This is a genomic window from Chitinimonas sp. BJYL2, from assembly GCF_027257935.1.
In the GTDB taxonomy this organism is placed as follows: domain Bacteria; phylum Pseudomonadota; class Gammaproteobacteria; order Burkholderiales; family Chitinimonadaceae; genus Chitinimonas.
In genome coordinates, this window is the sequence record NZ_JANZKW010000002.1 from 719,169 (window position 1) to 745,477 (window position 26,309).

Genomic DNA, 26,309 nt, shown 5'->3' on the forward strand with positions numbered 1-26,309 from the left:
AGCGGCGAGCTCGCTCCCATGCTGGGCCTCAAGGCGTAACCGCCAAACCGTTCTTGCCCACATCACTGACCAGGTAACGCATCATGACAGCCCACTTGAGCACTAGCCGCCCACCGCTACCACCTTTTGATCACGACAGCGCGCTGATCAAGGTCCGAGCCGCAGAGGATGGCTGGAATGGCCGTGACCCCGCCAAGGTTGCGCTGGCCTACACAGCAGACAGCCGCTGGCGCAACCGCGATGAATTCCTGCACGGAAGACAGGAGATCGAAGCATTCCTGCAAAGAAAATGGCAGCGCGAGCACGACTACCGGCTGATCAAAGAGCTATGGGCTTACACCGGGAACCGGATCGCGGTCCGCTTTGCTTACGAATGGCATGACGACGCAGGCCAGTGGTACCGCTCTTACGGCAACGAGAACTGGGAGTTCGATGCACAGGGCCTGATGGCCGTGCGCCACGCCAGCATCAACGATCTGGCCATTTCGGAGTCAGCCCGGTTGTTTCACTGGCCGCAAGGTAGACGACCGGATGAGCACGCTGGTCTAACTCAGTTGGGGCTGTGACTCTGCGCATTTTGATCATCTGGGCGCTGCAAAGCCGCAAACCCGGGCGCTACTCGGCCCAAGCAGACTGTCCAGTGAAGTGCACCGGTTGGACTGCTACCGACTCTCAGCTGTCATTTATGATGGGAGGAACACTGGATGTCTATTGTTCTCGAGCCAGACTAGGTAGCCTCATTACGACAAAGTATGGGGGATCGCCCAGAGCACGTGTGATTATGGAATCCATACACGACGTGCCCTAAAGGGCAGATTTCAAGAGTATAGCTAGTGCTAAATTTGAGGGACGGTATTAACTACTTCAGGTTGAGCACGACCTCATCTTGGTCGATTCGACTGGTATCGCCCTCGGTAATTTGGCATCTCGCGTATTTTGCTCACGCAAGGCGAACGCTTCGCTGGGGGCTGAATATCAAGCGGCGCTCTCTTGAGGTGAAAATGAACTCTCGGTGAGATTAAATTTTACCCATTTCCACCAGATCATCTACGCTAGTACCATTTGACCAATGGAGGCTCCTTATGTCCCGACGTACTCTACGCGTGCTGTTTGTGATCGTCGCGTCCACAATTGCCACATCTTTTAGTCACGCCAGTGAGCCCGCGGTTAGTTCGCCAAACGGCAAACTCGGCATCGCAGTTGGCAATAAAGACCTATCCAATATTGTCAGTGGCTCATTTACTTTCGGTCTGACTCAAGGTTTAGGGGCTCAGATCGATCTATCGAGGTTGAAATATGGTGCTTCCGGTGCCACCTCGAACGCGGCCGCAGGCCATTTATTCTGGCGTGACCCGTCAGTTGGATTGGTGGGTACCGGATTTGCTCACTATGATAGGCATGGCGGTAACGGTCGTAGTTTCAGTTTGCAGGGAGAGAGATACTTCGAACAGTTCACGTTGCGCGGTCATGTGGGGCGCGAATACTGGAATCTCGGCTCACTTAAAGGCAGCGACACCCTGTTGAGATCAACAGCATCGTGGTATTCAATGCCTGACCTCGCTCTTCATCTTCGCGCGAACCGAGCACTAGGTCGCAATTGGGTTGGTGTTGGGAGCGAATGGCAGTTTTCCACAACCCATTCAGCCGGTTATACGTTTTTCCTGGAAGCCGGTAAGAGCCGTGACCTTGGTACCCAGGTAAAGGCCGGCTTCCGCATTTACTTCGATTCTCCCATGACGCTAAAGGCTCGCCACCGCACGGCCGACCCAGAGGCATTTGACAACAACAACACGAATCATGGGATGTGCCCTCCTGGTTATGAGCACGATCAATGGGGAGTCATTACCGGCCCAGGTGCATGTAGCCCAATTGAATTTGAGGATAATATTTGATGATTCGACAAGACAGCTGAAGGTCGATCTTCAGAGTAAGTAGTTTTCCGCCAAATCCGCAGCGGGCATAAATAAAGCCACACCTGAGAGTGGCTTTATTTTGTGGATATTCATCGCCCTGGCAGTCGACGTTTTCTTTTTGACATGGCTGATTCTAGGTGGTGCACGACGCACATCGGGTTGCCCTTTAACAAGGTTTGGTTCTTCGGAGAGTTAGCCTTGCTGACGTTCTTAGATGGCCTTCCCGGATAACCGACAACTACACCAACTCAGTCGACCCTATAGCTGCTTTTTCTGGAAGTCGGAGGTGGCTTAGGATTGGTCATCGGAGTTCGGTGGCCGAGGCAACTGCTATCGGCACCACTACGTGCTGAGTGTTAGCTTAACGGCGCTTTGCTGACCGATTAGCCTAACCATCCAAATATCAGCAAAGGCCGACAAGCCGCCCTCCCACACGTAGCTGCGTGTCCCCACATCAGCAAGCACCACAGACACAACCTGTTAGCAAAACACCAATAAAAAGCGGGCGAACCTTTCGGTCCGCCCGGTCAATGCACTGCTACTCCCAAACTGGTGTGATTACTGGATCGTGCCCGTTGGCAGGTTCGGGTATTCCTGCTTGATGGCGAACTGCTTGGCGCCGATGGTGATCACGTAGTTCGATGGGCCACTGATCGGCAAGTAGTAGTTCAGCGTCACGTCGGTGGAGGCACCGGGCGCGAGCGATTGCCAGGCCGGCAGTGCGAACTCTGCCGTGTGGAAATCACCCTTGAAGCCGCCCACATTGCTGCCGGTATGCTCGGAAGCCACCACCTTCAGGCCCGCACCGCTCTGGTCGGCCATATTGTTTGGCGCGGCCACGGGGTACTGGAACTGGATCTTGGCGCCACCGGGGATGGTCGCTGTCGATTTGTTGGTGATACGGAGCTTGGGGTTCAGCGGGTAGTTCTGGTCGCCGAGTTTGAAGTCGGTGACGTCGAACTGCAGGTCGATTGCCTCGGTGGGCATGGCTTTCTTGGCGCGCTTGTTGCCATAGGCTGAGGCCACCTTGAACGCGTCGTGGAACTTGGTAGTCAGCGTGTTGCCGACACCGTATTCGCCCTTGGCGCTGTTGAAGGCATAGTCGCCCGCCAGCTCCCAGAACATCACCCCGCCCACGCCGTTATCCACAATCCACTGCGCCTTGCGGGCAACCGATTGTTCGTCCTCGGTAGAGAGGAAGACCTTCTTCTGGGCATTCCACAGCCACGGCGCCACCAGGGTGGCGTCGTAGTTGCGGGCGTAGGTGCCGGTCAGGTTGCTAGCGTTAAGGCCATACATGCCCAGGTAGCTGCCAGCGATGCCGTTCTCCAGGTTCTTGGCGTGCCACATCGGGTTGGAACCGGCGCCCATCTCGTTGCCGTTCTGGTCCAGGTCGTGCCAGATGTTGTCGATGCCGACCGCGCCCGTGCCACATTCAGTCAGGCCCGGGCCGCAGTTGGACGACTTGGCCGAGGTACCCCACAGACCGTTGGTACCGCCCGTCACGTTCTGCCAGCCGCGGGTGTAGTAAGGCACACCCACATTGATACGGCCGGCCGGCAGCGCGCCACGGAAGTAGCGATAGGCCCAATCGGTGTTCAGGTAGCCGATCTGCCCGTACTGGGCGGTGGTGTAGACGCCCCACTTGGCCAGTTCGGCGTCCTTGCCATCGTCAAACAGCGCGGCATTGGGGCCGACGAACTCGTTCCATGCGCCGTGCAGGTCGTAGCTCATGATGTTGACGTAGTCGAGGTTCTGCACCGACTGATAGGTCTCCATGCCACGCAGCAAATAGCCGGACGACGGCGAGGCGATGGTCAGCATGTAGTACTTGCCATCTGCCGCCGCCGCGTCATCAAGCTTCTTGCGCAGTACCTTCATCAGCTCGCGGTAAGACGCTTGCAAACCTTTCAGCCGGGTTTCCGATACACCCCAGTCGAGCGGGTTACCGGCCTTGGACATGGTGGTCGGGTACTCGTAATCGAGGTCGGCACCGTCGAAGTTGTACTTGCGCAGGAAGGCCACCACCGAATCCGAGAAGGTGTTGATGCCTGCGGTGTTGATGCTGCCGTCGGCATTCGTGGTCATGGTGTAGAAGCCACCCGAGGCCACACGCGCACCGGTGGCGTCGAAGAAGCCGCCCGTCTCTGCCCAGCCGCCGATCGAGATCAGCGTCTTCACACCGGGGTTCTGCTTCTTGTACTTGTTGAGCAGGTTGAAGTGGCCCTTGTAAGGCAGGCTGGTGTCCATTTCGGCGCCGGCCACGCCCGGCCATTCCATCCCGGTTGCCTCGTTGCCCGTGGCACCCTCGTTGACCGAGACCTTGTTGGTCGCGTCGATATGCGCGAAGGCGTAGTTGATGTGCGTCAGCTTGGTCCAGGGGATGTCCTTGGCCAGATAGGCTATCTGCCCGTTCTTGCCGGTACGCCAGCTGGTGAAGTAACCGATGATCCGGCGCTTGGCACCATTGGCCAGCTTTTCGCGGCCTTCGGTATCGTAGGCCTGGCAGTACGGCACATCAGCGACCGAGGCCGTCATCAGACCATCTGGACGGCAAGCCTGATTGCCTGATGGCGTCGGCGTCGGCGTCGGTGTTGGTGTCGGTGTCGGTGTCGGTGTCGGTGTTGGTGTTGGTGTTGGTGTTGGTGTTGGTGTTGGTGTTGGTGTTGGTGTTGGTGTTGGTGTTGGTGTTGGTGTTGGTGTTGGTGTTGGTGTTGGTGTTGGTGTTGGTGTTGGCGTCGGCGTCGGCGTCGGAGTTGGCGTCGGGGTTGGCGTGCTGCAGACACCCAGATCCTTCCAGGGCTTGCCTGAACCCACGTTCGACGACGGCACTTCACCCTGCGTCCACCACTGGGCCTCGTAATTGCGACCGTTGTAGGTCACGCGCTGACCACCCGTGTAAGCCGTGGCCGAGACCCATGCGGCGTAGCACGTGACTGGCGTCGGAGTGGGGGTCGGAGTGGGCGTGGGTGTCGGCGTGGGTGTCGGCGTCGGTGTCGGTGTCGGGGTAGGCGTCGGGGTAGGCGTCGGGGTCGGCGTCGGGGTCGGGGTCGGCGTCGGGGTCGGCGTCGGTGTAGCCGAACAATCCTCGACAAAGCCCCACAGCGTTGGCGTAGCCGCCGGGTTCCAGTTGGTGCCCACGTAAGCCGTGTGGGTTACCAGCGCACGATAATTCTTGGCCTGATACGAGGCCGCCGCATTGGCCGCATAGGTATTGCCTTCGGCCCAGGGCGTTGCGCAGTTCGCCGCCAGGGCAGCAGGGGTATACAGCAGGCCGGCACTTGCCAGGCCCAGGGTCACGGACCGCAGCGCAAAACGCCGGGCCATTGTTGCTTGCTTGCTCATTGTTGTTGCTCCATCCGAGAAGGTTGTGGCGATACCAGGCCGGGTACGTTGCCCGTCCGTGTCATGGAGACGCGGCTACCCCTCGCCTTGGGTAGCTGCATCGGGAGTTGCGGTGTAATCAGTGATGGTCTTGCCCGCACTGGGCCAACAAGCGGGCCATTCGGCAGGGCGTCATCGCGCTCAGGTCGCGTGTGGCATGCGCAGGCTGGGGTAGCGCGTGACGCATGCGTGCGGAGAGGCGGGAAAGGCGGCCAGTTGGCCGGCGGCGAGCGCCGTCGAACCATGGCGCCGAGTATCAGCGTGGTGCAATGTCATTGTCGTGCTCCATCCAGGACGATTCATGGCGACACGACCAGGTACATTGCCGGGCCAGATTTATCGGGGTGTGTCTGCCGTCGCCATCGGGCAGCCCCTAGGGGAGTACCGCTTCTTCATCAACAGGTATTACAACCAATCTTTCATTGGTAATAGACACGTATTAACGTGGCATTAATGAAATATGACGAAGCGCGGCTGGAGTCAATGTTCGTACCGTCCTGCCACCCACCCAGCCGACGAACGGTATGCCGCATGACCAAAGTTGACTTAATACCAGTTGTTAATCATTAATAATCAATTACTTAGCACAAAACCCCCAAACCAGAATGCCGATAGAACGACGCGCAGGCGCTCACCCAGCGAATCTGCCCGGCACGAGGGCTTGCTATTGAAGGGCTGGCGGGTACTCCGGCACTTGGGCGCCTGCCTGATCACAAAAGTGGTATCGGTAAATTAAATACCACTTTGGCCCATGGAAAGACCGCCGGCGGGTAGCCGGTGTGGGACGGCACTGGTAGCTGGAGAGACACAGGGAAGCGTCGCCTAGCTGATCCGGGTGGCGACTTGCTGGCGAGTGGTGCGCGGTTTGCTCATGGCCACCCACACCGTTGCGGTGCGGGTGGCTGTACGGACTCAGACACCGTGGTAGGTGCTGTAGAAGCTGGAGAAATCGTTATCCCAGCGGAAGTTGGTGTACGACATGGTGATGCTGACATCCAGACCCTGTACGTAGTGCCAACACCCCACGGGCAGGAACAGGATCTCCCCAGCCTCCAGCACCACATCCAGTACCTGCGCCTCGGCCATGGCCGGGAAACGCTGCAGGTCAATGTTCGCCGCATCCACCGGCGTATAGCAGTGCAGGTGGTTGTACACCTGGGCCTGCTCCACAGCTGGCACCAGGCGAACAAGCTTGCGCCCCCGGATCTGGGCCATGAAGTTGTTGGTCAGGTCGTGATGCATGGGCGTGCGCGTCCCGGCCGGGCCAAACCAGAAGAAGCCCTCGCCGGGCACACCGTTGAGATACTCGGGCAGATGGCCGGTGTCGTTCCACAACTCGGACAGCGCCTGCTTGTTGTGGCCGGTGTTGTTGGCGGTCATGTAGAAATCATTGGTCTCGCCGCTGCGTTCAATCAGATCCACCAGCTCGCCAAAGCGCATGCGGCGCTTGAGGTGCGGCTGGTTGATTTCGTAATTGGCATCCTGGTTTCGGCCAAACTGCACTTCCACCTCGCGCTCGCCGAACTGGGTGCGGAAGTAGTCATTCGTCCAGTGTTCACGTGCCGGCCAATCATCGAGCATGCCGGTGATCACCACCGGGCGGTTGAGCAGGTAAAACTCGTGATACAGCTCGTCGGCGCTGAGTTTGTGCCGACGGGGTACGGCCTGCATGCGCGTGTCCATGTGGTTGAGCTTGCGCTGGATATCCAGCACCCAACTACGCTTCTTGAGTCGCTCGCGCAGCCGCCCTGCCCCGGCCAGATACGGACTGGCCATGGCGGTTTCGATTTCACGGCGCGCGTCGTCGGGCGCAATGCCGGCACCCACCATGGCATGCAGCAGGCTTGCCGGTTCGCCATCGAGGATCAGGTTCTCGGCGATCCAGCGGCGCCATTCATTGTCTACGGGTACGCGGGTGGCGGTTGTCATGGTCACATTCCTTGCGTGTTCTCGGTCGCCCGGCCCGAAACAGGCAGCAGCGAGGGTGGGGGTGGATTCGATCAGAAGGGGCTGCATGCCCGCATCTCGGCCAGCCTGGCGCGCAGGGGCTTCTGGAACCGGCGTGAGGCCTTGTCCCGGCCCGATCTGGATCAGCAGCGTGCGGCACTCAGCGGTGGGGGCGCTCCCGCATCCATTTGGTCATGATCCACTTCTCGCCAGCGGTCACGGGGGCACCACCATGCAAAGTCAGCGGGTCGATTTGTCCCTGCCGATTGAAATAGCGGAAGTACACCGCCGAGCCCTTGCGCGGGATCACGCTGAGCCCGGCATCAGGGAAGATGGTCGCGCCACCCTCGGGTACATCGTTGAGGTACAGCACCATCGTCGCCACGCGCTGACCGCTACGCGCCAGGTGCGTGGCGCTGCCCGGGTCGTTCGGCGGGAAGTAATCGAAATGCGGGGTGTATTCCCCCCCCACGCCGTATCGCAGTATCTGTAGCCCCTCGCCATTCTCGACCGGCCAGTTCATCAGCGCCGAGATGCGGGCATCGAGGCGGGTGATGAAGGCATCCTCGCACAGGCCGAAGAAGGTGCCCTCGCTGGTCCGATCCTCAATCACATCCTCGCCCCCGGTCTTGGGGTTCACCGTGGTTGAGCGGCGCAGCTTGGAGCGCGAGCGTTCGATGACTTCGTCGCACTCCTCATCGCTAAGCACTCCGTCCAGCACCAGCACCTGGGGCTTGTCGCACCGCATGGATACGGACACGAGGCGATCGCCACCGTCCAGGCGATTACCCACCGGCATGGGCCAGGCATCGTGGACATAGCTGCCGGCAACCGCCTGAACCGGCGCAGCCACCGCAGCGGCGCTGGTGCCACCTCGCTGGTACACCTGCACCAGTGCCTGCGCATAGATACATTCGAAGCCCGCCTTGACCATGGCTTCAATCATGGATTCGGCGCTACAGCCACGCGCCGTGTTGTCAGTCAGCCAGCCTTGCCATTCCTTGGTGAGTTCCATCATGTCCGCTCTCCCTATTGCTGCGCGCTGTGGCGCCTTGCAGGGCGCTTCCAGAAGCCTTGGTTTCTGGAAGCGCCCTATCGTCCCAGACCCCGCTTGATCGGCCAGGCAGCAAACACCCAGCCCTGATAAGTGGTTTGCTCGGCAAACCCGTAATACACCGCATCAAAACCCGATCGCTTCAGCGGGGTGGCCGTGGATCGGCTGTACACCCCCATGATGCCGCCCGCTGGCGCCGGCACGTAGCCCCAGTCGCGCCCTGTCATCGGGTCGGCATAGGCACGCCGCAGGTGCCGCCGGATCACGCCGCCACGGCCATCCTCGACCAGTGCGGCCAGCGATGGCGGATAGCTGCGTACGCCAGCCGGGCCATTGGTCAGATAGGATTCGATGGCCCGACGGATTTCATCGCCCTCCTGCATCAGCCTGGCCTCGCGCTGCCGGCGCTGCTCGGTGGACCAGACCTCCCCGGTGCGGGCCAGATAGATGCCCATCAGTAGCACTGTCAGCATCACGAACACATAGCCGTATCCGCGCTGGCTCGCCAGACCGATGCACTTACCAGCTCGCATACGGCGTGCCATCGGCACCCTCTCCTTCCGCACTGCTACGTACATCGAACACCCCCGCCTGGGTGGCGGGCGGCTGCAAGCGCCAGGCATCCCGCTTGCCGGTAATGGGGTCCAGCGGCACCTCGCGCAGATAGGCCCGATCACGCAGCTCTTCCAGGCTGGCGGGGTAGCGGCCGGTATCGCCGTAGAACTTGTCGATGGCATCGCGCATCGCCAACAGGTTGTGCCGCAACACGGTTTCGTTGGCGCGCTCGGTCTGACGGAAATAGCGCGGTACCACCAGCGTGAGCAGCGCAGCCATGATGGCCAGCACCACCAAGAGCTCGATCAGCGTAAAGCCACGCTTACCAGTTGCGGTACGGTTGACCATTGAGGCCTACCTCCTCACTGAGCGAGTACACGTCGTATACGTCTGACCCTTCGCTGGGCCGATCGGGCGGGCTGGCGTAGCTGCGCTTGCCCCAGGTGTCGGCATCGCGCCGGGCCGGGCAATCGCACATCGGATCGCGCGGGATGCGACGCAGGAAGTAGATCTTCCGATTGAGCGGATCACGCAGATCCTTGACGCCATCCACCAGCACCGCCAGCGTGGCCGGGTAGCCGTTATCACCGTACTGGCGCTGCACCTTGCCTTCATCGACGGCTTTTTTGTACGCATCGAGCGCATTGCGTATCTGCCAGAGTGCCTGTTGCAGCGCCGTCTCGCGATTGCGCTTGGCGGCGACCTGCGTCAGCGGCATGGCGACCGTGGCCAGGATGGCCAAAATCGTCAGCGTGACCATCAGCTCGATCAGCGTGAAGCCACGCTGGCCGTGCCGGGCTTGCCGCTGTAAATCTTGCCTAGCCACGGCGGCCTGCCCCGATGGGGGTATCCGGTGAGTTGGGCTGAGCCGGTGCCGCGACAGGCGGCGCCATGTCCTGCCCGGCGGGCGGCGCTATCAGCACGGGTGCCGGACGCAGGCGCAGCGGCTCGGTGCTGATGGCGCCCTCGGTGCCACTATCGAACTGGGTGATGTAAGGCGCGGGCAGTGGCAGATTGCGCACGATACGGGGCGTGACCAGCAGCACCACCTCGGTTTTCTCGCCGTTGGTACGCCGGCTGCCGAACAGCCGATCCAGCAGGGGCAAATCGCCCAATACCGGTATGCCGTTACGCTGATCCTGCTCGGTGCGGTTGATCAAACCGGCCAGCATCTGCGTTTCACCATCGCGCAACGTGAGGCTGGTGTTGGCCTTGCGGCTGCCCAGCTTGTAAGCGACCAAGCCCGTCTTGGTGGTGAGCTGGTCGATGATGCTGGACACCTCCAGGTTGAGCTTGATGCTCACCTCATCATTGAGATTGATTGCCGGCTCGGCCTCCAGCGACAGCCCCACTTCGAGCAGGCTGATCGACTCGCTGACCACGCCGTTGGCATTGACGGTGGTGACCACCGGCACCTTCTCCCCGATATGCACCTTGGCCTTGTCGCGGTTCTTGATGCGTATCTGCGGATTGGCGAGCAGATTGGTGTTGCCACGGCGGTGCAGCAGGTTGATCAGCGCCGTCGGGTTGCCCACGCCCACCTGCACGTTGTTGCGGTTGAGGTTCTCCAGCTCGGACAATTTGATTACGCCGGCCACGCCATTGCCGGTGTTGCGCGCTGCGTCGGCAGCCGAACCGATGATCGTGGCGCTGACACTATCGGGATAGCGGATGCCCAGATCCAGCAGATCGCTGCGGCTGATCTCCAGCACTTCCAGATCCAGCATCACTTCGGATTGCGGCAGATCCTGCGCGGCCACCAGGCGCTCGGCGACCTCGATCACCTCAGGCGTATCCCGCATTACCAGCAGGTTGAGACGCTCGTCGATATACATGTCGCGCGTTTTCACCATCATCTTGAGCATGGCCAGTATCTGCTTGGGGTCGGCGTTGTCCAGATAGAAGGTGCGCATGACCAAGTCCTTGTAGTCCTTTTCCTTATCAGGCCGCTTGGGGTAGATCAGCAGGCTGTTTTCCGACAGCACCTTGCGATCGAGCTGGTTGGTGACCAGCATCAGGTTGAGCACATCCTCGATGCTGCCATCCTGCACATAGAGCGTGGTGCGCAGGCCGGCGGGTACGTCTTTGTCGAGCACGAAGTTGATCTTGCCGATGCGCGAGATCAGATCAAGCACATAGGTGATCGGCTGATCGCGGAACTGCAGCGACACCGGTTGCTGCAAGGCCTTGGCGAGCTTGGGGCGGATGCTGTCCTGGCGCGACTTGCGGCTTTCGAGTTCATCGCGCAGCTTGAGCGCGAGGCCGTGATGCGGGTTCTCGGCCAGTATCTGGCGCACGGCGGCCAGTGCATCGTCGGGCTTGTCGTCCTTCACCTTGTGCGCAAAGGCAAGGATCGAATCGGTACGGCGTTGCTTGCCCAGCGCTGCCAGCGCCACCTGTGCGCGTTCGTTGTTGGCATCCCAGCCCAGCATGGCGGCATACGCTGCCTGTGCGCCGTCGTAATCGCCACGGCGACTCGCGGCCTCGCCATTGCGGAACAACTCTTCCAGACGCACATCCAGCTGGCGCCGGCTGGCGCTGCGCAAGGCCACATCCTGTGGATGCTGGCGGCTCTGATCGAGCAGGTAGCGCAGACCGGCATCCACATCGCCACGCTGGATCATGCTCTCGCCCTCGCGCACATGGCGATCACTGGCGCAGGCAGCCAGCAGCAAGGGCAGCACGATGAGCAAACTCTGACTAAGGCGGCGTTTCACGCTGGGTACTCCTCGGCGCACAGGGTGCCGGGTCTAGTAACTAAGCTCCTGCCGGACATCGAGCGGCAGGAAGGTAAACAACAGGCGATGAGGCTCGATCTTGTCGAGCCGGTAACGGCCTTCGATCACACCACCGGGCCGCACATTGCCGAACACATCGCAGCGCTCGCAGGCCACCCACTGGTTATCACCAAGGCTCATGCCCACATAGCGGCCACCCGCGTCTTCCCACACCATGGCAACGCGAATCGGCAGCGGCGGCGCGGCGGGGGCTTGCTCCACCACGGGCGGTGGTGGGGGTATCCAGTCCTGGCTGGCGAACAGATCAACCGGCTTGCCGGGCTTGGCATAGTCCGAACGCGCTACGGGTGGGGCACTGGCTGCGGGGGTACCGGGCATCTGCGCCGCCGTGGCATCAACACGTGGCGCACGCGCGGCGGGCTTGCCGGGCGGCGCGCTGGCATCGTCATCCAAAGCCAGCCACAGCGTGACGGCGAGCGTGGCAAAGAGGGCGAGCTGTACAGGCTTGCTGATCATCAGCGCACCTCCGTCAGCACGCTGTAGCGGATCAGCGCCGACGGGGCCGATTCGTTGATCTGCGTACGCGAGAGATTGATGCTTTCCACCCGCACACCGGGCAAGCGGGCCAGCTCGACCATCAGCTCGCGCACGGCCGGATACGGGCGTTGCAGCGCAAGCTGGCTGGTGTAGCGCACCAGCTTGCCGCCGGCCTCTTCGGCCGGCTGGAAATCGCGCTGGCTGGCGGGCACGCCGAAGCGTTCGAACACCTCGTCCAGTTGGCGGATTACCGCGGGTAACTCGCCGCGAGCGGGCAAGCGCGGCTGCTCTAGCTGGGCCGCATCGGCCGGGCCGGCCACGGGTGCAGACGGCATCTGGGCAAGCTGTTTGGCGCGCGTGGCCAGCCGCATTTTTTCTTCACTCAGGCTGCGCGATAGCGGCCCAAGCTGCGTCAACTGGAACAGGCCCACTACCAGCAATAGCAGCACGGCAACGATGCCGGGCATGCCAGCCTGACGACGCCACACCACCAACCAGGCAGACAGTGGGCGACGCCAGACAAGATTCGGCAGGGCAAGACGCTGGCGCTTCATGGTCGCCACCGCCCTTCCAGATTGGCGGTGACCGGGCGCTCCGCAGCCGGCAGGCCCAGTCGGGGCAAGTAGCCGGTGACAGCCATGCGGGCAATGCGCGGATCGCGCTCCAGCCGCTCGACAAAACCGAGCGCGTCGTGGAGACGTTTGCCATCCACACTGAGTAGCAACGTTTGCCCCTCGAGTGCGGCGTCGAGCCGCAGCACGGCGACTTCGGGCCGCCACTGGCGCTCAACCGCATCAAGCAGCGGCAACAGACTCAGTTGCTGCGTTTGTGCGGCGGCCAACACGTGCGGGTCGGGCCGGGTTTGTGCGGCAGACTGGCTCTGGCGTACCTGCTGGCGCTGGCGCATGTCCAAGCGTTCGGCCTGGACGGCCAGCGTGCGGCGGGCTTCGTCTGCCTCAAGCCAACGTGTGCCAGCATCCGCCGCAGCCAGCAAGGCCAGCAGCAGCAAGGCCACACCCAGCCAGGGCATGGGCCTTGGGGTGCGGGTGAAATCCATGTCCAGCCGGCGCGGCATCAGCATGCGGCCTCCAGCGTGGCAAAGGCCGGGGCAATCGGGCCCAGCCACTGGCATTGCGCCGGCAGCTGCGCGGGTCGCCGGGTGGCGGCCAGATAGCTGATTTCCGGCATGCCAATGCTCAGCAGACCGCCTGCCTGCCGCAGCGTGGCGGCCAAGTCACCCGCCAGCGGCAGGCTGACCACCCCCCGCCAGTCACCCGCGCTCGCCACAGCGCACGTGAGCAAACTGTCTTCCAGTACCAACAGGGCGAATTCCGTGTGGCGCAGGGTGCGGCGATGGCGGTTGTACACCTGCATCAGGGCCGGTTCGATAGACGCCAGTTTCTGCCCACGGGCGACCACCGCTTCGGCCAAGCTGACACACAGCGATTCATCTACCGCAGCGGCCAGCCGCACCGCGCCGTAGGGCGCATCGGCCACGCGCACGCGCCAGCCGTCGGTGGCGGTACCAAATTGCGGCCGCATCAATGCGCGGGCGTAATCGGCCCATTCGGCATCGGTATGCACGCCTTCCTGCCAGGGCAACAGCTGGTAGCGCACCCAGGGGCTGCCAAGCACCAGCTCAACACCCGCCCGCCAGCGACCGCGCGGCGTAGCAGCCAGCAGTGCAGATGCGGCGGCTGCAGGGCCAGTCTCGCTCACACCCAGCTGTGCCAATGGCAAGCCGCGTGCAGGCAGGCGGCTGTGCCCCGCCAGTGCGGCGCGGTCGCGGCCCAGCCATAGCGTGTGCTCAGTCCACAAAGGTGACACGGTTGATTTCCTGCAAGGTGGTTTCGCCACGCGCCACGCAATCGAGCGCGATCCAGCGCATGGGCACAAAGCCGCTCGCCTCGGCCAGCCGGCGCAACTCAAGTACCGGGGCGTGACTGACGATGGCCTGCTTGAGTTCGTCGTCAAGACGCAGGACTTCCGCAATCGCCCGGCGGCCGACGTAGCCACTCTGGCGGCAGGCCGGGCAACCGCGGCCAATGCGGAAGCGGTAATGGCTGCACGCAGCCGGATCGAGCCCGGACTCGCGGATCAGCGCCGCATCGGGCTGATCATCGCTACCGCATTCACGGCAGATCTGGCGGATCAGCCGCTGTGCGACCACACCGTTGAGCGCCTCGACAAAGCTGCTCGCCTCCACGCCCATATGGATGAAGCGGTCGATCACCGAGAACACACCGTTGGCGTGCACCGAGGAGAGCACCAGATGCCCGGTCAGCGCCGCCTGCACGGCAATCTGCGCGGTTTCGCCATCGCGGATTTCGCCGACGAGGATCTTGTCGGGATCGTGGCGCAGGATCGAGCGCAGACCGCGCGCAAAGCTCAGGCCCTTGCGGTCGTTGACGGGGATTTGCAGGATGCCCGGCAGCTGATACTCGACCGGATCTTCAATCGTGATGATCTTCTCGTCGCCGGTATTGGTTTCCGACAAGGTCGCGTACAACGTGGTCGATTTACCCGAACCGGTCGGGCCAGTGACCAGAAGCATGCCGTAGGGCTCGCGAGCCAGCTGGCGCAGGGCGGCGCGGGCGCTGTCGTCGAGGCCCAGGCCATCAAGGCTCAGCTTCTGCCAGCTCTCGTCGGCACCGCGCTTGTCGAGAATACGCAGCACGGCATCCTCACCGTGGATGGACGGCATGATGGACACGCGGAAATCCACCTCGCGGCCACGGATCAGCACGCCAAAGCGGCCATCCTGCGGTACCCGCTTTTCCGAGATATCGAGTTCGGCCAGCACCTTGAGACGCGACAGCACCTGCTCGGCCACGGGCACGCCATTGGCGCTGGCAATGCTCATCAACACGCCGTCGATACGGTATTTGATGGCGAGGCCGACCGGCGTGCTCTCGAAGTGGATATCGCTGGCCTTGGACTTCAGCGCGTCGTACAGCGTGGAATTGACCAGCCGCACCACCGGGCTGGCATCCTGAGCAATGCTGGCCAGCGAGATTTCGGTGACTTCGGCCATGGACCCGACCTGCTCGTCGCCAAGGGCCAGATCATCCACAGCGCGGTGCGCTTTGTCCTGCTGGCGAAACCAGTCATCCAGATCCGCCGCCAGCACCAGGGCAATCGCGAACGCAAACGGCAAGCGCTGCAAAGCCCAGTTGCGCAGCGGCAAATTGAACGGATCGGCCAGCACCAGCACCAGCGCGCCATCGGGCTGTGCAAACAGCACGCAATGGCGCGCGCTGGCCTCGCTGAACGGCAGCAGATCAAGCCGTGGCTGCCATTGCGCGAGCTGGATGGCATTCACCGCTACCAAACCGCTGTAAGCCGCCACCTGCTGCAGGGCCGTCACCTCGTCCCAGCCCATGCGCTCGCGCAAGCGGCCCAGCCAGCCATCGTGGCCGACGCTGGCGGTCAGTTCGGTGAGCAGCGCGGGCGTGATCGCGTTCACTTGATGCTCTCCGCCAGCTCGAAAATCGGCATGTAGAGCAGGAAGACGATGGTGCCGATGAGGATGCCGATGCCCAGCATCAGCAAGGGTTCGAACAGCCGCGTGAACAGATCGATGGCGCGGTCGAGCTCGTCGTCGCAGAACTGGGCGATGCGTTCGCACATGGCGGCCAGCTCGCCCGACTGCTCGCCCACCCGCAGCAGGCGTTCGGCCACCGGCGTGCTCAGATCGTGGCGCGTCAGCGTGGCAGCCAGCGGCTGGCCGGCGCGGATATCGACCAATGCGCGTTCCAGCGCCCGGCGCAGTGCATCGGGCAAGAGCTGGCTGGCCAGTTGTAGCGCGGGCACGGCGGCAATACCGCCGGCCAGCAACAAGCCCAAGGTGCGATAGAAGCGCGCCAGCGCAAACAGACGGCGCAATTGCGCCAGCCGCGGCGAGCGCCACAGCAGCGCCAGCAGGCTGGCCAGCCGCGCCGGTTGGCGCAGCAAAGCAATCATGCCGGCCACACCCGCCACCACGGCCAGACCCAGCCACCAACCATAGGCCTGCACGGTTTCACCCCACCACAGCATGGCGCGCGCGGCAAAGGGCAAATCGCGCATCGTGGTGTAAATCTGGCTGAAGCGCGGAATCACATAGAGCAGCAGGAACAGCAGCACGCCACCGCCTACGGCAATGATCACGGCCGGGTAAATCAGCGCACTGCTGACACGCTTGCGCACCGCCGACAAGCGCGTTTCGTAATGGTGATAGCGGCGCAGGGCATCGGCCAGATGGCCAGTGCGCTCAGCTGATGCGACGGTGGCCGCAAACAGCGGCGGAAAATGTTCAGGCTGATTGGCGAGTACCTTGGAGAAGGGCAAGCCTTGATACAAGCCTTCAGCCAGTTGCTTGAGCACCTCGCGCGTCGCCCCCTCAACAGCCTTGTCGCCCAAGGTATCGACCGCTTCGGACAGCGAGAGCCCGGCCTCCAGCAGCGCGACCAGTTCCTGCGTGAACAAGGGCAAGGAAAAGTCACTGCGCCGTGTGCGGCTGCCGGCGCGAGCACGCAGACCGATCAGCTGCACGCCCTCGCCGCTCAAGTGCGCACGCAATTGCTGCTCGCTGGCCGCCTCCAGCTCTTGTTCGACGACCCGGCCATCGGCGAGGACTTTGGCGACGAAGCGCATGGGGACTCAAAACTGCCAGAAATCGACGTCAGCGTCTTCGCCGCTACCACCCGCTTTACCGTCGGCGCCGAGGGTCAATAACTCGTAGTCATGCGTCGTACCGGGGGCCTGGTAGGTATAGGGCTTGTCCCAGGGGTCGTTGGGTACGCCCTTGGCCAGATACGGGCCACGCCAGGTGGCTTGATCAGCCGGTTTGCTGACCAGCGCAGCCAGGCCTTGCTCGGTGCTGGGATAGCGACCGGTATCAAGGCGGTATTGATCGAGCGCATCGGCAATCAGCTTGAGCTGACCCTGCGCAGTCTGTGTTTTGGCGCGGCTGACCTTGTCGAACAGCTTGGGGCCGACAAAGCCGGCCAGCAAGGCCACGATCAGCAGTACGACCAGCAATTCCAGCAGGGTGAAGCCGCCATGCCGTCTGCAATGAGTTCGCATCTTCATGTTGTCTCGCCCTGACAGTGACCGCCAAGAACACGGTCTGCCTTGTGTGTTTTATGCCTGGGCATTCGATCTGGAAACGCACAAATCAAATACCAGTTTAATGCATCTTAAAGCGCAGAAAAGACGGCAGCAAGCCGATTGCATCGTGCATTGCAGCAAATGCAGCAGCCATGCCTGTCGCACCCCGCCCGAGTGATCGAGTTCTTGTGATTTCAGCGACTTGCCTGCCCGCAAGGGCTTAAAAAAAGCCCTCCCGAGACCGGGAGGGCTCGACTGATGGCGACCTCGCAGCCGCCATCCACACCACATGGATTTATTGCTTGACGGCGCTCATCGCGTTCATGAGCTCACCGTCGGCGGTATCGCCATCCAGCGCCCAGCTGAACATGCCGCCCAGACCCTTGGCCTTGACGTAATCGATCTTGGTCTGGATGTTGGCCGGCGTGTCGTAGGACCAGAAGTTGGTGCCGTCGTACTTCCAGGACTGCTTGGTCACCGGGTTGGTGTACACGGTGCCCGGTGCGTTCTTCAGCACCTTGTAGTCCTCGATACCGGCTTCGTAGGTGCCGCGTGCTGCTGCCGTGGCGGACTGATACAGCCCGTTGTTGACGTTAGGCACGCCCGTCCAGCCACGGCCATAGAACGGGATACCCACCACGAGCTTGCTGGCAGGCACACCCGCATTGAGCAGCTGGTTCACGCCGCTGTCGATGTTGTAGGTGGGCTTGAGGCCGCCTTGCGGACCGGCCGGGTCGTTGTAGAGATGCGAGTGGAAGTTGGTGAGACCGGTTGCGTCCCAGCCACCGTTGAAGTCGTAGGTCATCATGTTGATCCAGTCGAGCGACTTGCTGTACTCGCCCGGTTCGGACATGTCGATCTTGTCCTTGCCCATGCCAATGGCCACGGTCAGCAGATAGCGCTTGCCGGTCTGCGCGCCGTAGGCATCCAGCTGGGTACGGAACTCCTTCAGCAACAGGGTGTTGTTCTGCTTGTCGGCCGGGCTCACGGTGTTGTAACCAATGCCCTGCACGCCCGGGAACTCCCAGTCGATATCAATACCGTCAAACAGGCCTGCTGCCGCACCCGTGCCACCCGCACCATCCACCACCGGCAGGTTGCCCTTCAAGTAAACATTGATACAGCTGCTGACCAGCTGCTTACGACCAGCATCGGTTGCGGCTGCTGCCGAGAACCACTTGGACCAGCTCCAGCCACCCAAGGAGATGAACAGCTTGAGGTTCGGATACTTGGCCTTCAGGCGCTTGAGCTGGCCGAAATTGCCACGCAGCGGGTTGTCCCACTTGTCGGCGATGCCATCCACGGAAGCATCGGCACCGAAGGACTTGCCGTAATCCGCAAAGTTGTCGCCCCCGTCGCCGTTACCGCTCTCTGCGCGCATCTGGATGTCGCACTCGTAGCCACCGTTCTTCTGGTAGATGTTGCCGAAGGCGTAGTTGAGGAAGGTCATCTTGGCGGCCGAGCCCGAGGTGTCGATGTTCTTCACCTGATAGTTGCGGCCGTAGATACCCCACTGCGCGAAGTAGGAGCCAACCTGCTTGCCCGTGGGGGTCGGGGTCGGGGTCGGGGTCGGGGTCGGGGTCGGGGTCGGGGTCGGGGTCGGCGTTGGCGTTGGCGTTGGCGTGGGTGTCGGGGTCGGGGTCGGGGTCGGGGTCGGGGTCGGGGTCGGGGTCGGGGTCGGGGTCGGGGTCGGCGTCGGCGTGCTGCAGACACCCAGATCCTTCCACGGCTTGCCCGAGCCCACATTCGACGACGGCACTTCGCCCTGCGTCCACCACTGCGCCTCATAGTTGCGGCCGCTATACGTCACGCGCTGACCACCGGTGTAAGCCGTGCTTGATACCCAGGCGGCGTAGCACGTCACCGGCGTGGGGGTCGGGGTCGGGGTCGGGGTCGGAGTTGGCGTGGGTGTAGGCGTGGGTGTAGGCGTGGGCGTCGGTGTGGGCGTCGGTGTTGGAGTCGGCGTGGCCGAGCAATCCTCGACATAGCTCCACAGCGTTGGCGTGGCAGCAGGGTTCCAGTTGGTACCCACGTAGGCAGTGTGGGTTACCAGGGCACGGTAGTTCTTGGCCTGATACGACGAGGCCGCATTGGCGGTATAGGTATTGCCCTCCGCCCAAGGCGCGGCGCAAGTGGCTGCCATCGCAGCAGGGGCATACAGCACACCGGCGGTCGCCAGGCTGGCAGTCAGGGTCTTCAGCGCAAGGCGCTGAAAGGGCGTGTGTTGCTTGGTCATGTCTTGGTTGCTCCATCCGAGAAGGTTGTGGCTGCAATACCGGGGACATAGCCCGATAGTTTTTTCAGCTCACCGACCTGCGCCTGTAACCGGGAGCCGTGGGACCGTGCACCAAATCCTTAATACAGGTATTACCGGTTCTCTTTAACTGGTAACTCACATGTATTAACGTGGCATTAACGAGATAAACGTCTGTCACACGCTTGTCAAGACACTGTGCATGACCACCAGGCAGCCGACTCGGAAAAGTCACCAGAGAGTACAAATTTCCTTTTTATTTTCAATGCATTGAACAAATACAACGCACCGCAATCCAGTAGGGAGAAACTGGCATAATCACCACACTCCACCCTGTATCCAAGTCCCCGTACAGCAGGCTCAAGCAGCGCCCTGCTCCTCTACCTGCTCAAACGGGTGGTCTCCTTGCGTAATACCAGTATTACCGGATCAGCCAGGCCACCCCCATGCAGCGCCGCTGATCCAGTGCAGACGCACCGATGCCCCGGCACCGGTCAAATCACCGGTGTCGGGCTGAGGCTGGTTCTAGATGCAAAAGGTGGTGTGCTAGCCCGCAAACAGGGTGCGGGCGGCTTCGAAGCGGGCGGCGAAATACCGGGTCTTGAGGCTTTCGATGCGAATGCGTCCGTTGGTACTCGGCGCATGGACGAATCGGTCATCGCCGATGTAGATCCCAACATGAGAGAAGGGTTTGTTCATGGTGTTGAAGAACACCAGATCACCGGGCTGCATCTGGTCCCGGCGTATCGTGCGGCCACGCTTGGCGATATCGGCGGCGCTGCCGCGCAGGTCCACACCCAGTGCATTGCGGTATATGAAGCTGACCATGCCGGAGCAATCCAGCCCGGCTTCAGGATTCTTGCCGCCGAACTGGTAGCCCACATCCAGCAAGCCCAGCGCATACATCGCTACCTCACGCCCCGCTTCGCTGGCGGGCTGGGCAATCAGGGCCGGAGCGGGGCGGGTGGCCTGTGCGCTGTTGGCCGGCTTTCCGGCTGCCGGCTTGACCGGTGCAGTTGCGCAGCCTGCCAACAGCAGTAGCAAGCAAGGCAAGAACAGGGCGCGATTCATGGCAGTGTCTCCAGCCATTGCAGAAATTCGTCCGCAACCTGTCGCCACGGTGCGTCCAGCATCATGGCGTGGCCAACGCCATCGAGCATGCGTGCCCGCACACCCAGAGCACGCGCGGCGCTGTGTACCAGATGGGGCGGAATGATCTTGTCGGCACGGCTACCCAGCACCAGAGCAGGCGGCATGCCCTTGGGCGGGCGCAAGTCGAATTGCGGAACCGAGAGGTCCAGCAAGGCGCGCTGGGATTCATGCTGGAAGCGTGCGGCATAGCCAAGCAGCGTGGGTAGATCCATGGCCGGCGAAAACAGCAGTTCACGCAGCTTGTCGGCCAGCAGCGGCTGTTCGCCATATTGCAGGCAATGCAGCTCCCAGAGCAGTTGCGGGTGCTGAAACAGCAAATGAAGGGTAGACCCCAGCAGCCCCTCCGGCGGCAGGGGTGCCAGCAAAGCCAAGCCCGGCAAGGCCACATCACGCGCATGGGCCAAAGCCAGATAGCCCCCCATGGAGTGCCCTACCAGCACGGGAGGTCGCCCGCAACGCTCAGTGACCTCGCGCACGGCCCAGGCAACATCGTTCAGGTAGTCGTTGATCGAATGCAGGGCGAGGGTAGCGTGGCCCTCGCTGTCACCATGGCCACGCAGGCTCAGGGCAAAGCTGCGATAACCGCGACTGGCGCACAGAGGCAGACAATGCGGCGACCAGCACCAGGCGCCCATATAAGCCCCATGCAAAAACAGCAAGGGCGGGCGACCAGCCACCATGGCCGGCATGACTTCGATCAATTCCAGTTTTATATCAGCCACTTGGCGTATCTTCTTGCGGAACAACATGAAATCCTCATGTACCTTACGCCAACTGTCCGCACCCGGCAATCTGCAAGCCACTGACCCACGCCTGTGGCCCCGTCAGGTGTCCGGCGCGCGCGGATGGGTTTGGGTCTGTTGCATGGATCACGTCTTGGCCCACGAAGTCGTTCCTGCCCGCACGCTTATACCGATATGCTCCGGCCTCGCCTCCCGGCCCCAATCACCTTTCCACCGCCCCTGAATCGTGGCCTTTGCCTACGCCCGGAACCCCATGGACGCTCCCGCCACCCGCTGGCAGCGCCGCAAGAGCGCTCGCCCTCACGAGATCATCAATGCCGCACTGCATCTGTTCATTGCCAAGGGTTTTGCTGCCACCCGGCTGGACGACGTAGCCCGCGAAGCCGGCGTCACCAAGAGCACGGTATATCTGTACTTCGAGAACAAGGAAGACCTGTTCAAAGCCGTGGTACGCGAGACTCTGGTGGCGAATCTCGCGTTCGCTGAATCCCTGGTCGCCGAGCACCAGGGCAGTGCAGCCTCGCTGCTGCAATGTTTGCTGGACGCCTGGGCCGAGCGGATGGAGACCCTGCCCGCCACAGGGATTGCACGACTGATGATTGCGGAATCCGCCAATTTTCCGGAGCTGGCCCGCTTTTACATGGACGAAGTGGTGGTGCGTACCCGCCTGCTGTACCAAGGGGTACTGCAGCGCGGTGTCGCTTCGGGCGAGTTTCGGGAGCTGGATCTGATGGAGGCCACGCGCGTGACCATTGCACCCTTGCTGCTGATGAAGCTCTGGTCACAGAGTTTTGCTGATTGCGACCCGGAACCTGCCGATCTGCGGGCATTGGCGCGTTTTCATTTCGATATGCTGATACGCGGACTGCGTGCCGATACGACCTGCTGAGGCAAACCTGACCCAACTCGTCCGGGCCTGACTGAGCGAGCGTCAGGCCCCTTCAGACAACCAGCCCGCTGCAGGTGCTGCCGACGCGAGTTCGGCGGGCTGCGCCAGCTCGATCCGGTTACGCCCATTGGCCTTGGCGCGATACAAGGCCTCATCAGCGCGCTGCAACAGCGAGGCCAGCCGTGAGACACCCGGCTCGCGCTCGGCCAAGCCCAGGCTGATGCTCAGGCTCAGTCCCGGCGCAATATCACTGCAATCAATCGCGCCCACCGCAAGCCGCAAGCGCTCCGCAGCCATCGCCGCGGCGTGCAGACCGGTGCGCGGCATCAACACGCAGAACTCCTCGCCACCGAGCCGGCCCACCGTGTCGCCGGGTCGCAGTGCGGTTCTGAGCGCATGGGCCGTGCGCTGCAGCACCAGATCGCCAGCTGCATGCCCCCAGGTGTCGTTCACCCGTTTGAAGTGGTCGATATCAATACCGGCCACGGTCAGTGGCTCGTCGTTACGCTGTGCACGAGACCAAGTCGCTTCAGCCATTGCCAGAAAATGCCGCCGGTTGGGCAGGCGGGTGAGCTCATCCATCAGCGCCATATCGCGCAGACGGCGGCTGGTGGCGATCTGCCGGAATACGGTCCAGCCCAGCAGCGCAATCACGACAAGGCTCAGGGCAATGACAGTGAGCTGCCAGCGGTGCGCCTGCCGGCTGGCAACCAGCTCCCGCTGCTGCGCCGCATTCGCACGCGCTAGTGCCTGGCTCTCGCGCTGGGTTTGTTCGGTCTGAAATTGCACCCGCAAGCGGGCAGTACGCTCATCCAGCAGTCGGGTCTGGAGTTGTTTGTAGACGTCGATGTAATCCCCGCGCGCGGCAAAAGCGCCGCGCCAGTCGCCCGCACCTGCCAGTGCCAGCGCATGCTCGGCGTGGATGGTTTCCAGAAAACGCAGATTCCCCGTGGACAAGTAGAACTGCCGGGCCACATCGATATCCGCAAGTGCGCGGGCAAACTGCCCGGCGCGCCGGTAAGCGACCCCGCGCGACAAGCGCACCATGGCAACCGACTCGCGTGCATCGGGATCGCGTGTGGCGCTACGTTCGTAGGTCGCCAGTGCCTGATCCAGCAGCTTGAGTGCCTCCTCATGGCGGCCCAGCTTGGACAGCACGATGCCAACGGCGCGCTCGTCAAAGGCAATGTCCTCCGGCAAGCCGCGCACCCGATCCAGCGCCAACGCATGGCGGAACTCGGCCAACGCCTCTTCCAGCTTGCCCTGGCTCTCCAGCGTACTGGCGATATTGAAGCGGGTGGCAGCCTGATTGGTGTGGTCCTGATTGGCCTCATGCGCCTTGAGCAGCAGCCGGTAGTAAACCAGCGCCTGGTCGTAATCGCGCACATTGCGATCGGCATACAGATTGGCCAGCGCATTGAGTGCATAGCTTTGCTTGGCGGAGGCGTCCAGTGCCAGCGCCAGCTCATAGGCGGCTTTCAGATCCGTGATCGCATCCGCATAGCGGCCCCGCGCGCCGTATTGCTCACCGCGCAGGGCCAGCACACGCGCAAGCAGGGGTCGGTCGTCCAGTCGCCGTGCTGTCGCCACCGCGGTCTCGTAATCCGCCAACGCAGCATCGGCCTTCCCCGTGCGTTCGGCCACGTAGCCTCTGCACGCCAGCAAACGCGCCATCTGCATGGCAAAACGCGGGTGGGCGGCATCGGCAAGCACTTCATCCAGCAGCTTGCCTGCCGCCGTCGGGTCCGTCACCGCCAACCGCCAGCAACGCGCGTCCTGGACCCTTAGCCGACGCTCTGCCGCAGCCGATCCACTGGTCTCGGCCAGCAAGCCATCCAGCGCCACCATCCCCTTCGGATCACCCGTTTGTGCAAGCTGCTCGGCAGTGGACAGCCGGGTCTCGAAGTCTGCCCGCCCGTTTTCTGCGGACATCGCCGACGCGATGCAAAGCATCATGATGAGCCCGACGGACGGCAGCGATTTTCCCGGCAGACGCGGCATGCACTTCATCCTGAAAAGAAGACACCAGCAGGCAGGCAGCCCGCTACGCCACGAGAATATAGGCAATCGCCCGCCGGATGGGTAAGCGCACAAGCGCGAAGAAACGTTCTCCTGCACGCTAGCAGGCCACGACACGATAAAATCGCCTCGATGCGCACAATCTCCACTGATCTCGACCGGGCCCTGACCCTGCTGCAAGGGGGCGAGCTGGTCGCCATTCCGACCGAGACCGTCTACGGCCTCGCTGCCGACGCTCGCCAGCCCGATGCCGTCGCCAAAATCTTTGCCCTGAAGGGTCGGCCGGCCGATCACCCGGTCATCGTCCACATTGCGGGTAAAGATCAATTGCAGGACTGGGCGCGTGACATTCCCGACACAGCCTGGCGGCTGGCCGAGGCCTTCTGGCCAGGTTCGTTGACGCTGATCCTGCATCGCCAGCCCGGCGTGTCCGATGCCGTCACTGGCGGGCAGGATACAGTGGGCCTGCGCGCGCCGGCCCACCCGCTGACACATGCCCTGCTCGAACGCTTCCAGGGCGGCCTCGCCGCACCGTCGGCCAACCAGTTCGGCCATGTCAGCCCCACCACGGCAGCCCATGTGTATAGCGAATTCGGTGATCGGGTGCCGTTGATACTGGATGGCGGACCTTGCCAGGTGGGCGTGGAGTCCACCATCGTCGGCCTCACGGGCGATACCCCTTCCCTGCTGCGCCCCGGTGGTGTGCCACGCGAGGCGATTGAAGATTTGCTGGGATTGCGGCTCGAACATCACGAAAAGCCATCCACTGCCCAAGTGCGCGTCTCGGGTCTGCTCGATTCGCACTACGCGCCCCGTACGCCCCTGCTGACCGGTCCGCTCGCGGCCATCGCCGTGGAGGCTGCCCGCCGTGGCGATGCCGGCGAGCGCGTTGCTGTGCTGCACCACTCGCCCACGCACAAGCTGGCCGGCAGCAGCGAAGACCACGCCATGCCGGGCGAACCCGAGGCCTATGCGCGTGATCTGTATGCCACCTTGCGGGATTTTGATGGTGGCCGCTTTGATGTGCTGTTGCTCGAAACACCGCCGCAATCGGCCGCCTGGCTGGCGGTGAACGACCGGGTCAAGCGTGCAACCAGCCAGTGGCTGGGCTAGTCCACCCCGGCCAGATACCCCGCCAGCGCGCGTACAGCAGGTGTCAGTGTTTCCCAGCGTTGCACACAGAGCTGCAATTCGCGGCTGGCCCAGTCGTCACTGATGTTGACGAGCACCAGTCCCATCGCATCGCGGTAACCCTGCCCGGTGCTCTCAGGCACCACGGCCACGCCCGCACCGCCGGCCACCAGCCGCGCAATGGCGGCAAAGCTCGGTGCACGGGCCCGCACATGCAGCGGCAGGCCCGCCAGATGCGCCATCTTGTCCACGAATCGCTGCATGGAACTGTCCTCGGGCATGCCCACCAGCGCATGCTCGGTGAGCGCGCGGAACGAGCAGGCAGACTGTGCGGCCAGCGGGTGATCCGCCGCCGCCAACACCGTGAGCCGGTAGCGCCCCAGCGGCAGCAGGGTGAGTCCCTCGGGTTGGTAATCGCTGTCGATCACGCCGATGTCGGCCTCGCCACGCACCACGGCATCGATCACCTCGCGGCTGGTCCGCTCTACCAGCACCATATCCAGATAGGGGTGCTCGGCCAGGTAGCGACCCAGGGCTGCTGGCAGAATCGTGCTGTTGGCCGTGGTATTGGCCCACAGACTCAGCGCCACCCGCTCAGGGCTGACCAGGGCGTCCATGGCGGTTTGCGCATCACTGGCGGCGCGGGCGATGCGCCGGGCATGCTCCAGCAGGGTGTCGCCTGCCCGGGTTAAACGCACGCCGCTGGCATGCCGATCAAACAGGCTCAGGCCAAGCCGCTCTTCCATCTGTCGCAGGCGGGCGCTGGCAGCCGACAAAGCCAGCGGCAGGGTCGCCGCCCCGCGCGATAGTGACCCAGCCTCGGCCACGGCAATGAACAGGCGGATATCGGGCAGATCAAAACGCGGAGGTTTCGTCATTGGCGAAGGCCGGTCGAGAAAGCA

General features: G+C 62.6%; 23 protein-coding genes. 4 read left to right on the plus strand and 19 right to left on the minus strand.

What is annotated here, in order from left to right:
• Window positions 1-83 precede the first annotated feature (83 nt).
• Together O9X62_RS08930 and O9X62_RS08935 are read left to right on the plus strand one after the other, a co-directional pair.
• Window positions 84-566 carry a nuclear transport factor 2 family protein gene (locus O9X62_RS08930; protein ID WP_269532463.1) on the plus strand — a complete coding sequence of 161 codons (483 nt, stop codon included), beginning with the start codon at window positions 84-86 and terminating at the stop codon, window positions 564-566.
• Window positions 567-1,082: 516 nt separating this feature from the next.
• Window positions 1,083-1,892 carry a hypothetical protein gene (locus tag O9X62_RS08935; protein WP_269532464.1) on the plus strand — a complete coding sequence of 270 codons (810 nt, stop codon included), beginning with the start codon at window positions 1,083-1,085 and terminating at the stop codon, window positions 1,890-1,892.
• Window positions 1,893-2,471: 579 nt separating this feature from the next.
• Here O9X62_RS08935 and O9X62_RS08940 read toward each other — a convergent pair.
• The 17 genes from O9X62_RS08940 to O9X62_RS09020 form a co-directional block, all read right to left on the minus strand.
• Window positions 2,472-5,258, minus strand: coding sequence for a chitinase C-terminal domain-containing protein (locus O9X62_RS08940; RefSeq protein ID WP_269532465.1), 2,787 nt, complete (start codon window positions 5,256-5,258; stop codon window positions 2,472-2,474).
• 951 nt (window positions 5,259-6,209) lie between these two features.
• Entirely contained in the window at window positions 6,210-7,226 is a 1,017-nt protein-coding gene (locus tag O9X62_RS08945; RefSeq protein ID WP_269532466.1) for a cupin-like domain-containing protein, read from the minus strand.
• A 178-nt stretch (window positions 7,227-7,404) separates the two neighbouring features.
• On the minus strand, window positions 7,405-8,262 hold the full coding sequence (locus tag O9X62_RS08950) for a 2OG-Fe(II) oxygenase (RefSeq protein WP_269532467.1): 858 nt from the start codon (window positions 8,260-8,262) through the stop codon (window positions 7,405-7,407).
• Between the two features lie 74 nt (window positions 8,263-8,336).
• Window positions 8,337-8,843 (minus strand): type II secretion system protein, encoded by a 507-nt coding sequence (locus tag O9X62_RS08955; protein ID WP_269532468.1) that lies wholly within the window; start codon window positions 8,841-8,843, stop codon window positions 8,337-8,339.
• The gene (locus O9X62_RS08960) at window positions 8,818-9,201 is read right to left on the minus strand and encodes a type II secretion system protein (protein ID WP_269532469.1); all 384 of its coding nucleotides are present in this window, start codon (window positions 9,199-9,201) and stop codon (window positions 8,818-8,820) included. Before O9X62_RS08960 ends, O9X62_RS08955 begins: the two co-directional genes overlap by 26 nt.
• A complete protein-coding gene (locus tag O9X62_RS08965; protein ID WP_269532470.1) occupies window positions 9,176-9,679 on the minus strand; it encodes a type II secretion system protein in 504 nt (167 codons plus the stop codon). The genes O9X62_RS08960 and O9X62_RS08965 overlap by 26 nt, the downstream gene beginning before the upstream one ends.
• Entirely contained in the window at window positions 9,672-11,570 is a 1,899-nt protein-coding gene (locus O9X62_RS08970; protein ID WP_269532471.1) for a secretin N-terminal domain-containing protein, read from the minus strand. The genes O9X62_RS08965 and O9X62_RS08970 overlap by 8 nt, the downstream gene beginning before the upstream one ends.
• Window positions 11,571-11,603: 33 nt before the next feature.
• Window positions 11,604-12,107, minus strand: coding sequence for a hypothetical protein (locus O9X62_RS08975; protein ID WP_269532472.1), 504 nt, complete (start codon window positions 12,105-12,107; stop codon window positions 11,604-11,606).
• Entirely contained in the window at window positions 12,107-12,682 is a 576-nt protein-coding gene (locus O9X62_RS08980) for a hypothetical protein (RefSeq protein WP_269532473.1), read from the minus strand. The genes O9X62_RS08975 and O9X62_RS08980 overlap by 1 nt, the downstream gene beginning before the upstream one ends.
• Window positions 12,679-13,209 (minus strand): hypothetical protein, encoded by a 531-nt coding sequence (locus O9X62_RS08985; protein WP_269532475.1) that lies wholly within the window; start codon window positions 13,207-13,209, stop codon window positions 12,679-12,681. The genes O9X62_RS08980 and O9X62_RS08985 overlap by 4 nt, the downstream gene beginning before the upstream one ends.
• Entirely contained in the window at window positions 13,203-13,955 is a 753-nt protein-coding gene (locus O9X62_RS08990; protein WP_269532476.1) for a hypothetical protein, read from the minus strand. The genes O9X62_RS08985 and O9X62_RS08990 overlap by 7 nt, the downstream gene beginning before the upstream one ends.
• On the minus strand, window positions 13,936-15,594 hold the full coding sequence (locus O9X62_RS08995; RefSeq protein ID WP_269532477.1) for a GspE/PulE family protein: 1,659 nt from the start codon (window positions 15,592-15,594) through the stop codon (window positions 13,936-13,938). The genes O9X62_RS08990 and O9X62_RS08995 overlap by 20 nt, the downstream gene beginning before the upstream one ends.
• A complete protein-coding gene (locus O9X62_RS09000; RefSeq protein ID WP_269532478.1) occupies window positions 15,591-16,763 on the minus strand; it encodes a type II secretion system F family protein in 1,173 nt (390 codons plus the stop codon). Before O9X62_RS09000 ends, O9X62_RS08995 begins: the two co-directional genes overlap by 4 nt.
• Window positions 16,764-16,769: 6 nt before the next feature.
• Complete coding sequence (gene gspG / locus O9X62_RS09005) at window positions 16,770-17,201, minus strand: type II secretion system major pseudopilin GspG (RefSeq protein ID WP_269532479.1); 432 nt, start codon at window positions 17,199-17,201, stop codon at window positions 16,770-16,772.
• Between the two features lie 313 nt (window positions 17,202-17,514).
• Window positions 17,515-19,455, minus strand: coding sequence for a glycosyl hydrolase family 18 protein (locus O9X62_RS09010; protein WP_269532480.1), 1,941 nt, complete (start codon window positions 19,453-19,455; stop codon window positions 17,515-17,517).
• Window positions 19,456-20,019: 564 nt separating this feature from the next.
• Window positions 20,020-20,544: a C40 family peptidase gene (locus O9X62_RS09015; RefSeq protein ID WP_269532481.1), complete on the minus strand. Its 525-nt coding sequence runs from the start codon at window positions 20,542-20,544 to the stop codon at window positions 20,020-20,022.
• On the minus strand, window positions 20,541-21,374 hold the full coding sequence (locus O9X62_RS09020; RefSeq protein WP_269532482.1) for an alpha/beta hydrolase: 834 nt from the start codon (window positions 21,372-21,374) through the stop codon (window positions 20,541-20,543). The genes O9X62_RS09015 and O9X62_RS09020 overlap by 4 nt, the downstream gene beginning before the upstream one ends.
• A gap of 247 nt (window positions 21,375-21,621) precedes the next feature.
• Here O9X62_RS09020 and O9X62_RS09025 point away from each other — a divergent pair, with 247 nt between their 5' ends.
• A complete protein-coding gene (locus tag O9X62_RS09025; RefSeq protein WP_269532483.1) occupies window positions 21,622-22,257 on the plus strand; it encodes a TetR/AcrR family transcriptional regulator in 636 nt (211 codons plus the stop codon).
• A gap of 42 nt (window positions 22,258-22,299) precedes the next feature.
• On the opposite strand, the gene O9X62_RS09030 is transcribed toward O9X62_RS09025, so the two are convergent.
• Window positions 22,300-24,189 carry a GGDEF domain-containing protein gene (locus tag O9X62_RS09030; protein WP_269532484.1) on the minus strand — a complete coding sequence of 630 codons (1,890 nt, stop codon included), beginning with the start codon at window positions 24,187-24,189 and terminating at the stop codon, window positions 22,300-22,302.
• A gap of 219 nt (window positions 24,190-24,408) precedes the next feature.
• Here O9X62_RS09030 and O9X62_RS09035 point away from each other — a divergent pair, with 219 nt between their 5' ends.
• Window positions 24,409-25,389, plus strand: a complete 981-nt coding sequence (locus O9X62_RS09035; protein WP_269532485.1) for an L-threonylcarbamoyladenylate synthase — start codon at window positions 24,409-24,411, stop codon at window positions 25,387-25,389.
• Here the strand turns inward: O9X62_RS09035 and O9X62_RS09040 are convergent.
• The gene (locus tag O9X62_RS09040) at window positions 25,386-26,285 is read right to left on the minus strand and encodes a LysR substrate-binding domain-containing protein (RefSeq protein ID WP_269532486.1); all 900 of its coding nucleotides are present in this window, start codon (window positions 26,283-26,285) and stop codon (window positions 25,386-25,388) included. The genes O9X62_RS09035 and O9X62_RS09040 overlap by 4 nt on opposite strands.
• Window positions 26,286-26,309 lie beyond the last annotated feature (24 nt).

Bases quoted from the DNA above. Each gene is read 5' to 3' on its own strand.
- O9X62_RS08930 (WP_269532463.1), top strand. From the start codon at position 84: ATGACAGCCCACTTGAGCACTAGCCGCCCACCGCTACCACCTTTTGAT.
- O9X62_RS08935 (WP_269532464.1), top strand. From the start codon at position 1,083: ATGTCCCGACGTACTCTACGCGTGCTGTTTGTGATCGTCGCGTCCACA.
- O9X62_RS08940 (WP_269532465.1), bottom strand. From the start codon at position 5,258: ATGAGCAAGCAAGCAACAATGGCCCGGCGTTTTGCGCTGCGGTCCGTG.
- O9X62_RS08945 (WP_269532466.1), bottom strand. From the start codon at position 7,226: ATGACAACCGCCACCCGCGTACCCGTAGACAATGAATGGCGCCGCTGG.
- O9X62_RS08950 (WP_269532467.1), bottom strand. From the start codon at position 8,262: ATGATGGAACTCACCAAGGAATGGCAAGGCTGGCTGACTGACAACACG.
- O9X62_RS08955 (WP_269532468.1), bottom strand. From the start codon at position 8,843: ATGGCACGCCGTATGCGAGCTGGTAAGTGCATCGGTCTGGCGAGCCAG.
- O9X62_RS08960 (WP_269532469.1), bottom strand. From the start codon at position 9,201: ATGGTCAACCGTACCGCAACTGGTAAGCGTGGCTTTACGCTGATCGAG.
- O9X62_RS08975 (WP_269532472.1), bottom strand. From the start codon at position 12,107: ATGATCAGCAAGCCTGTACAGCTCGCCCTCTTTGCCACGCTCGCCGTC.
- O9X62_RS08980 (WP_269532473.1), bottom strand. From the start codon at position 12,682: ATGAAGCGCCAGCGTCTTGCCCTGCCGAATCTTGTCTGGCGTCGCCCA.
- O9X62_RS08985 (WP_269532475.1), bottom strand. From the start codon at position 13,209: ATGCTGATGCCGCGCCGGCTGGACATGGATTTCACCCGCACCCCAAGG.
- O9X62_RS09000 (WP_269532478.1), bottom strand. From the start codon at position 16,763: ATGCGCTTCGTCGCCAAAGTCCTCGCCGATGGCCGGGTCGTCGAACAA.
- gspG (WP_269532479.1), bottom strand. From the start codon at position 17,201: ATGAAGATGCGAACTCATTGCAGACGGCATGGCGGCTTCACCCTGCTG.
- O9X62_RS09010 (WP_269532480.1), bottom strand. From the start codon at position 19,455: ATGACCAAGCAACACACGCCCTTTCAGCGCCTTGCGCTGAAGACCCTG.
- O9X62_RS09015 (WP_269532481.1), bottom strand. From the start codon at position 20,544: ATGAATCGCGCCCTGTTCTTGCCTTGCTTGCTACTGCTGTTGGCAGGC.
- O9X62_RS09020 (WP_269532482.1), bottom strand. From the start codon at position 21,374: ATGTTGTTCCGCAAGAAGATACGCCAAGTGGCTGATATAAAACTGGAA.
- O9X62_RS09025 (WP_269532483.1), top strand. From the start codon at position 21,622: ATGGACGCTCCCGCCACCCGCTGGCAGCGCCGCAAGAGCGCTCGCCCT.
- O9X62_RS09030 (WP_269532484.1), bottom strand. From the start codon at position 24,189: ATGTCCGCAGAAAACGGGCGGGCAGACTTCGAGACCCGGCTGTCCACT.
- O9X62_RS09035 (WP_269532485.1), top strand. From the start codon at position 24,409: ATGCGCACAATCTCCACTGATCTCGACCGGGCCCTGACCCTGCTGCAA.
- O9X62_RS09040 (WP_269532486.1), bottom strand. From the start codon at position 26,285: ATGACGAAACCTCCGCGTTTTGATCTGCCCGATATCCGCCTGTTCATT.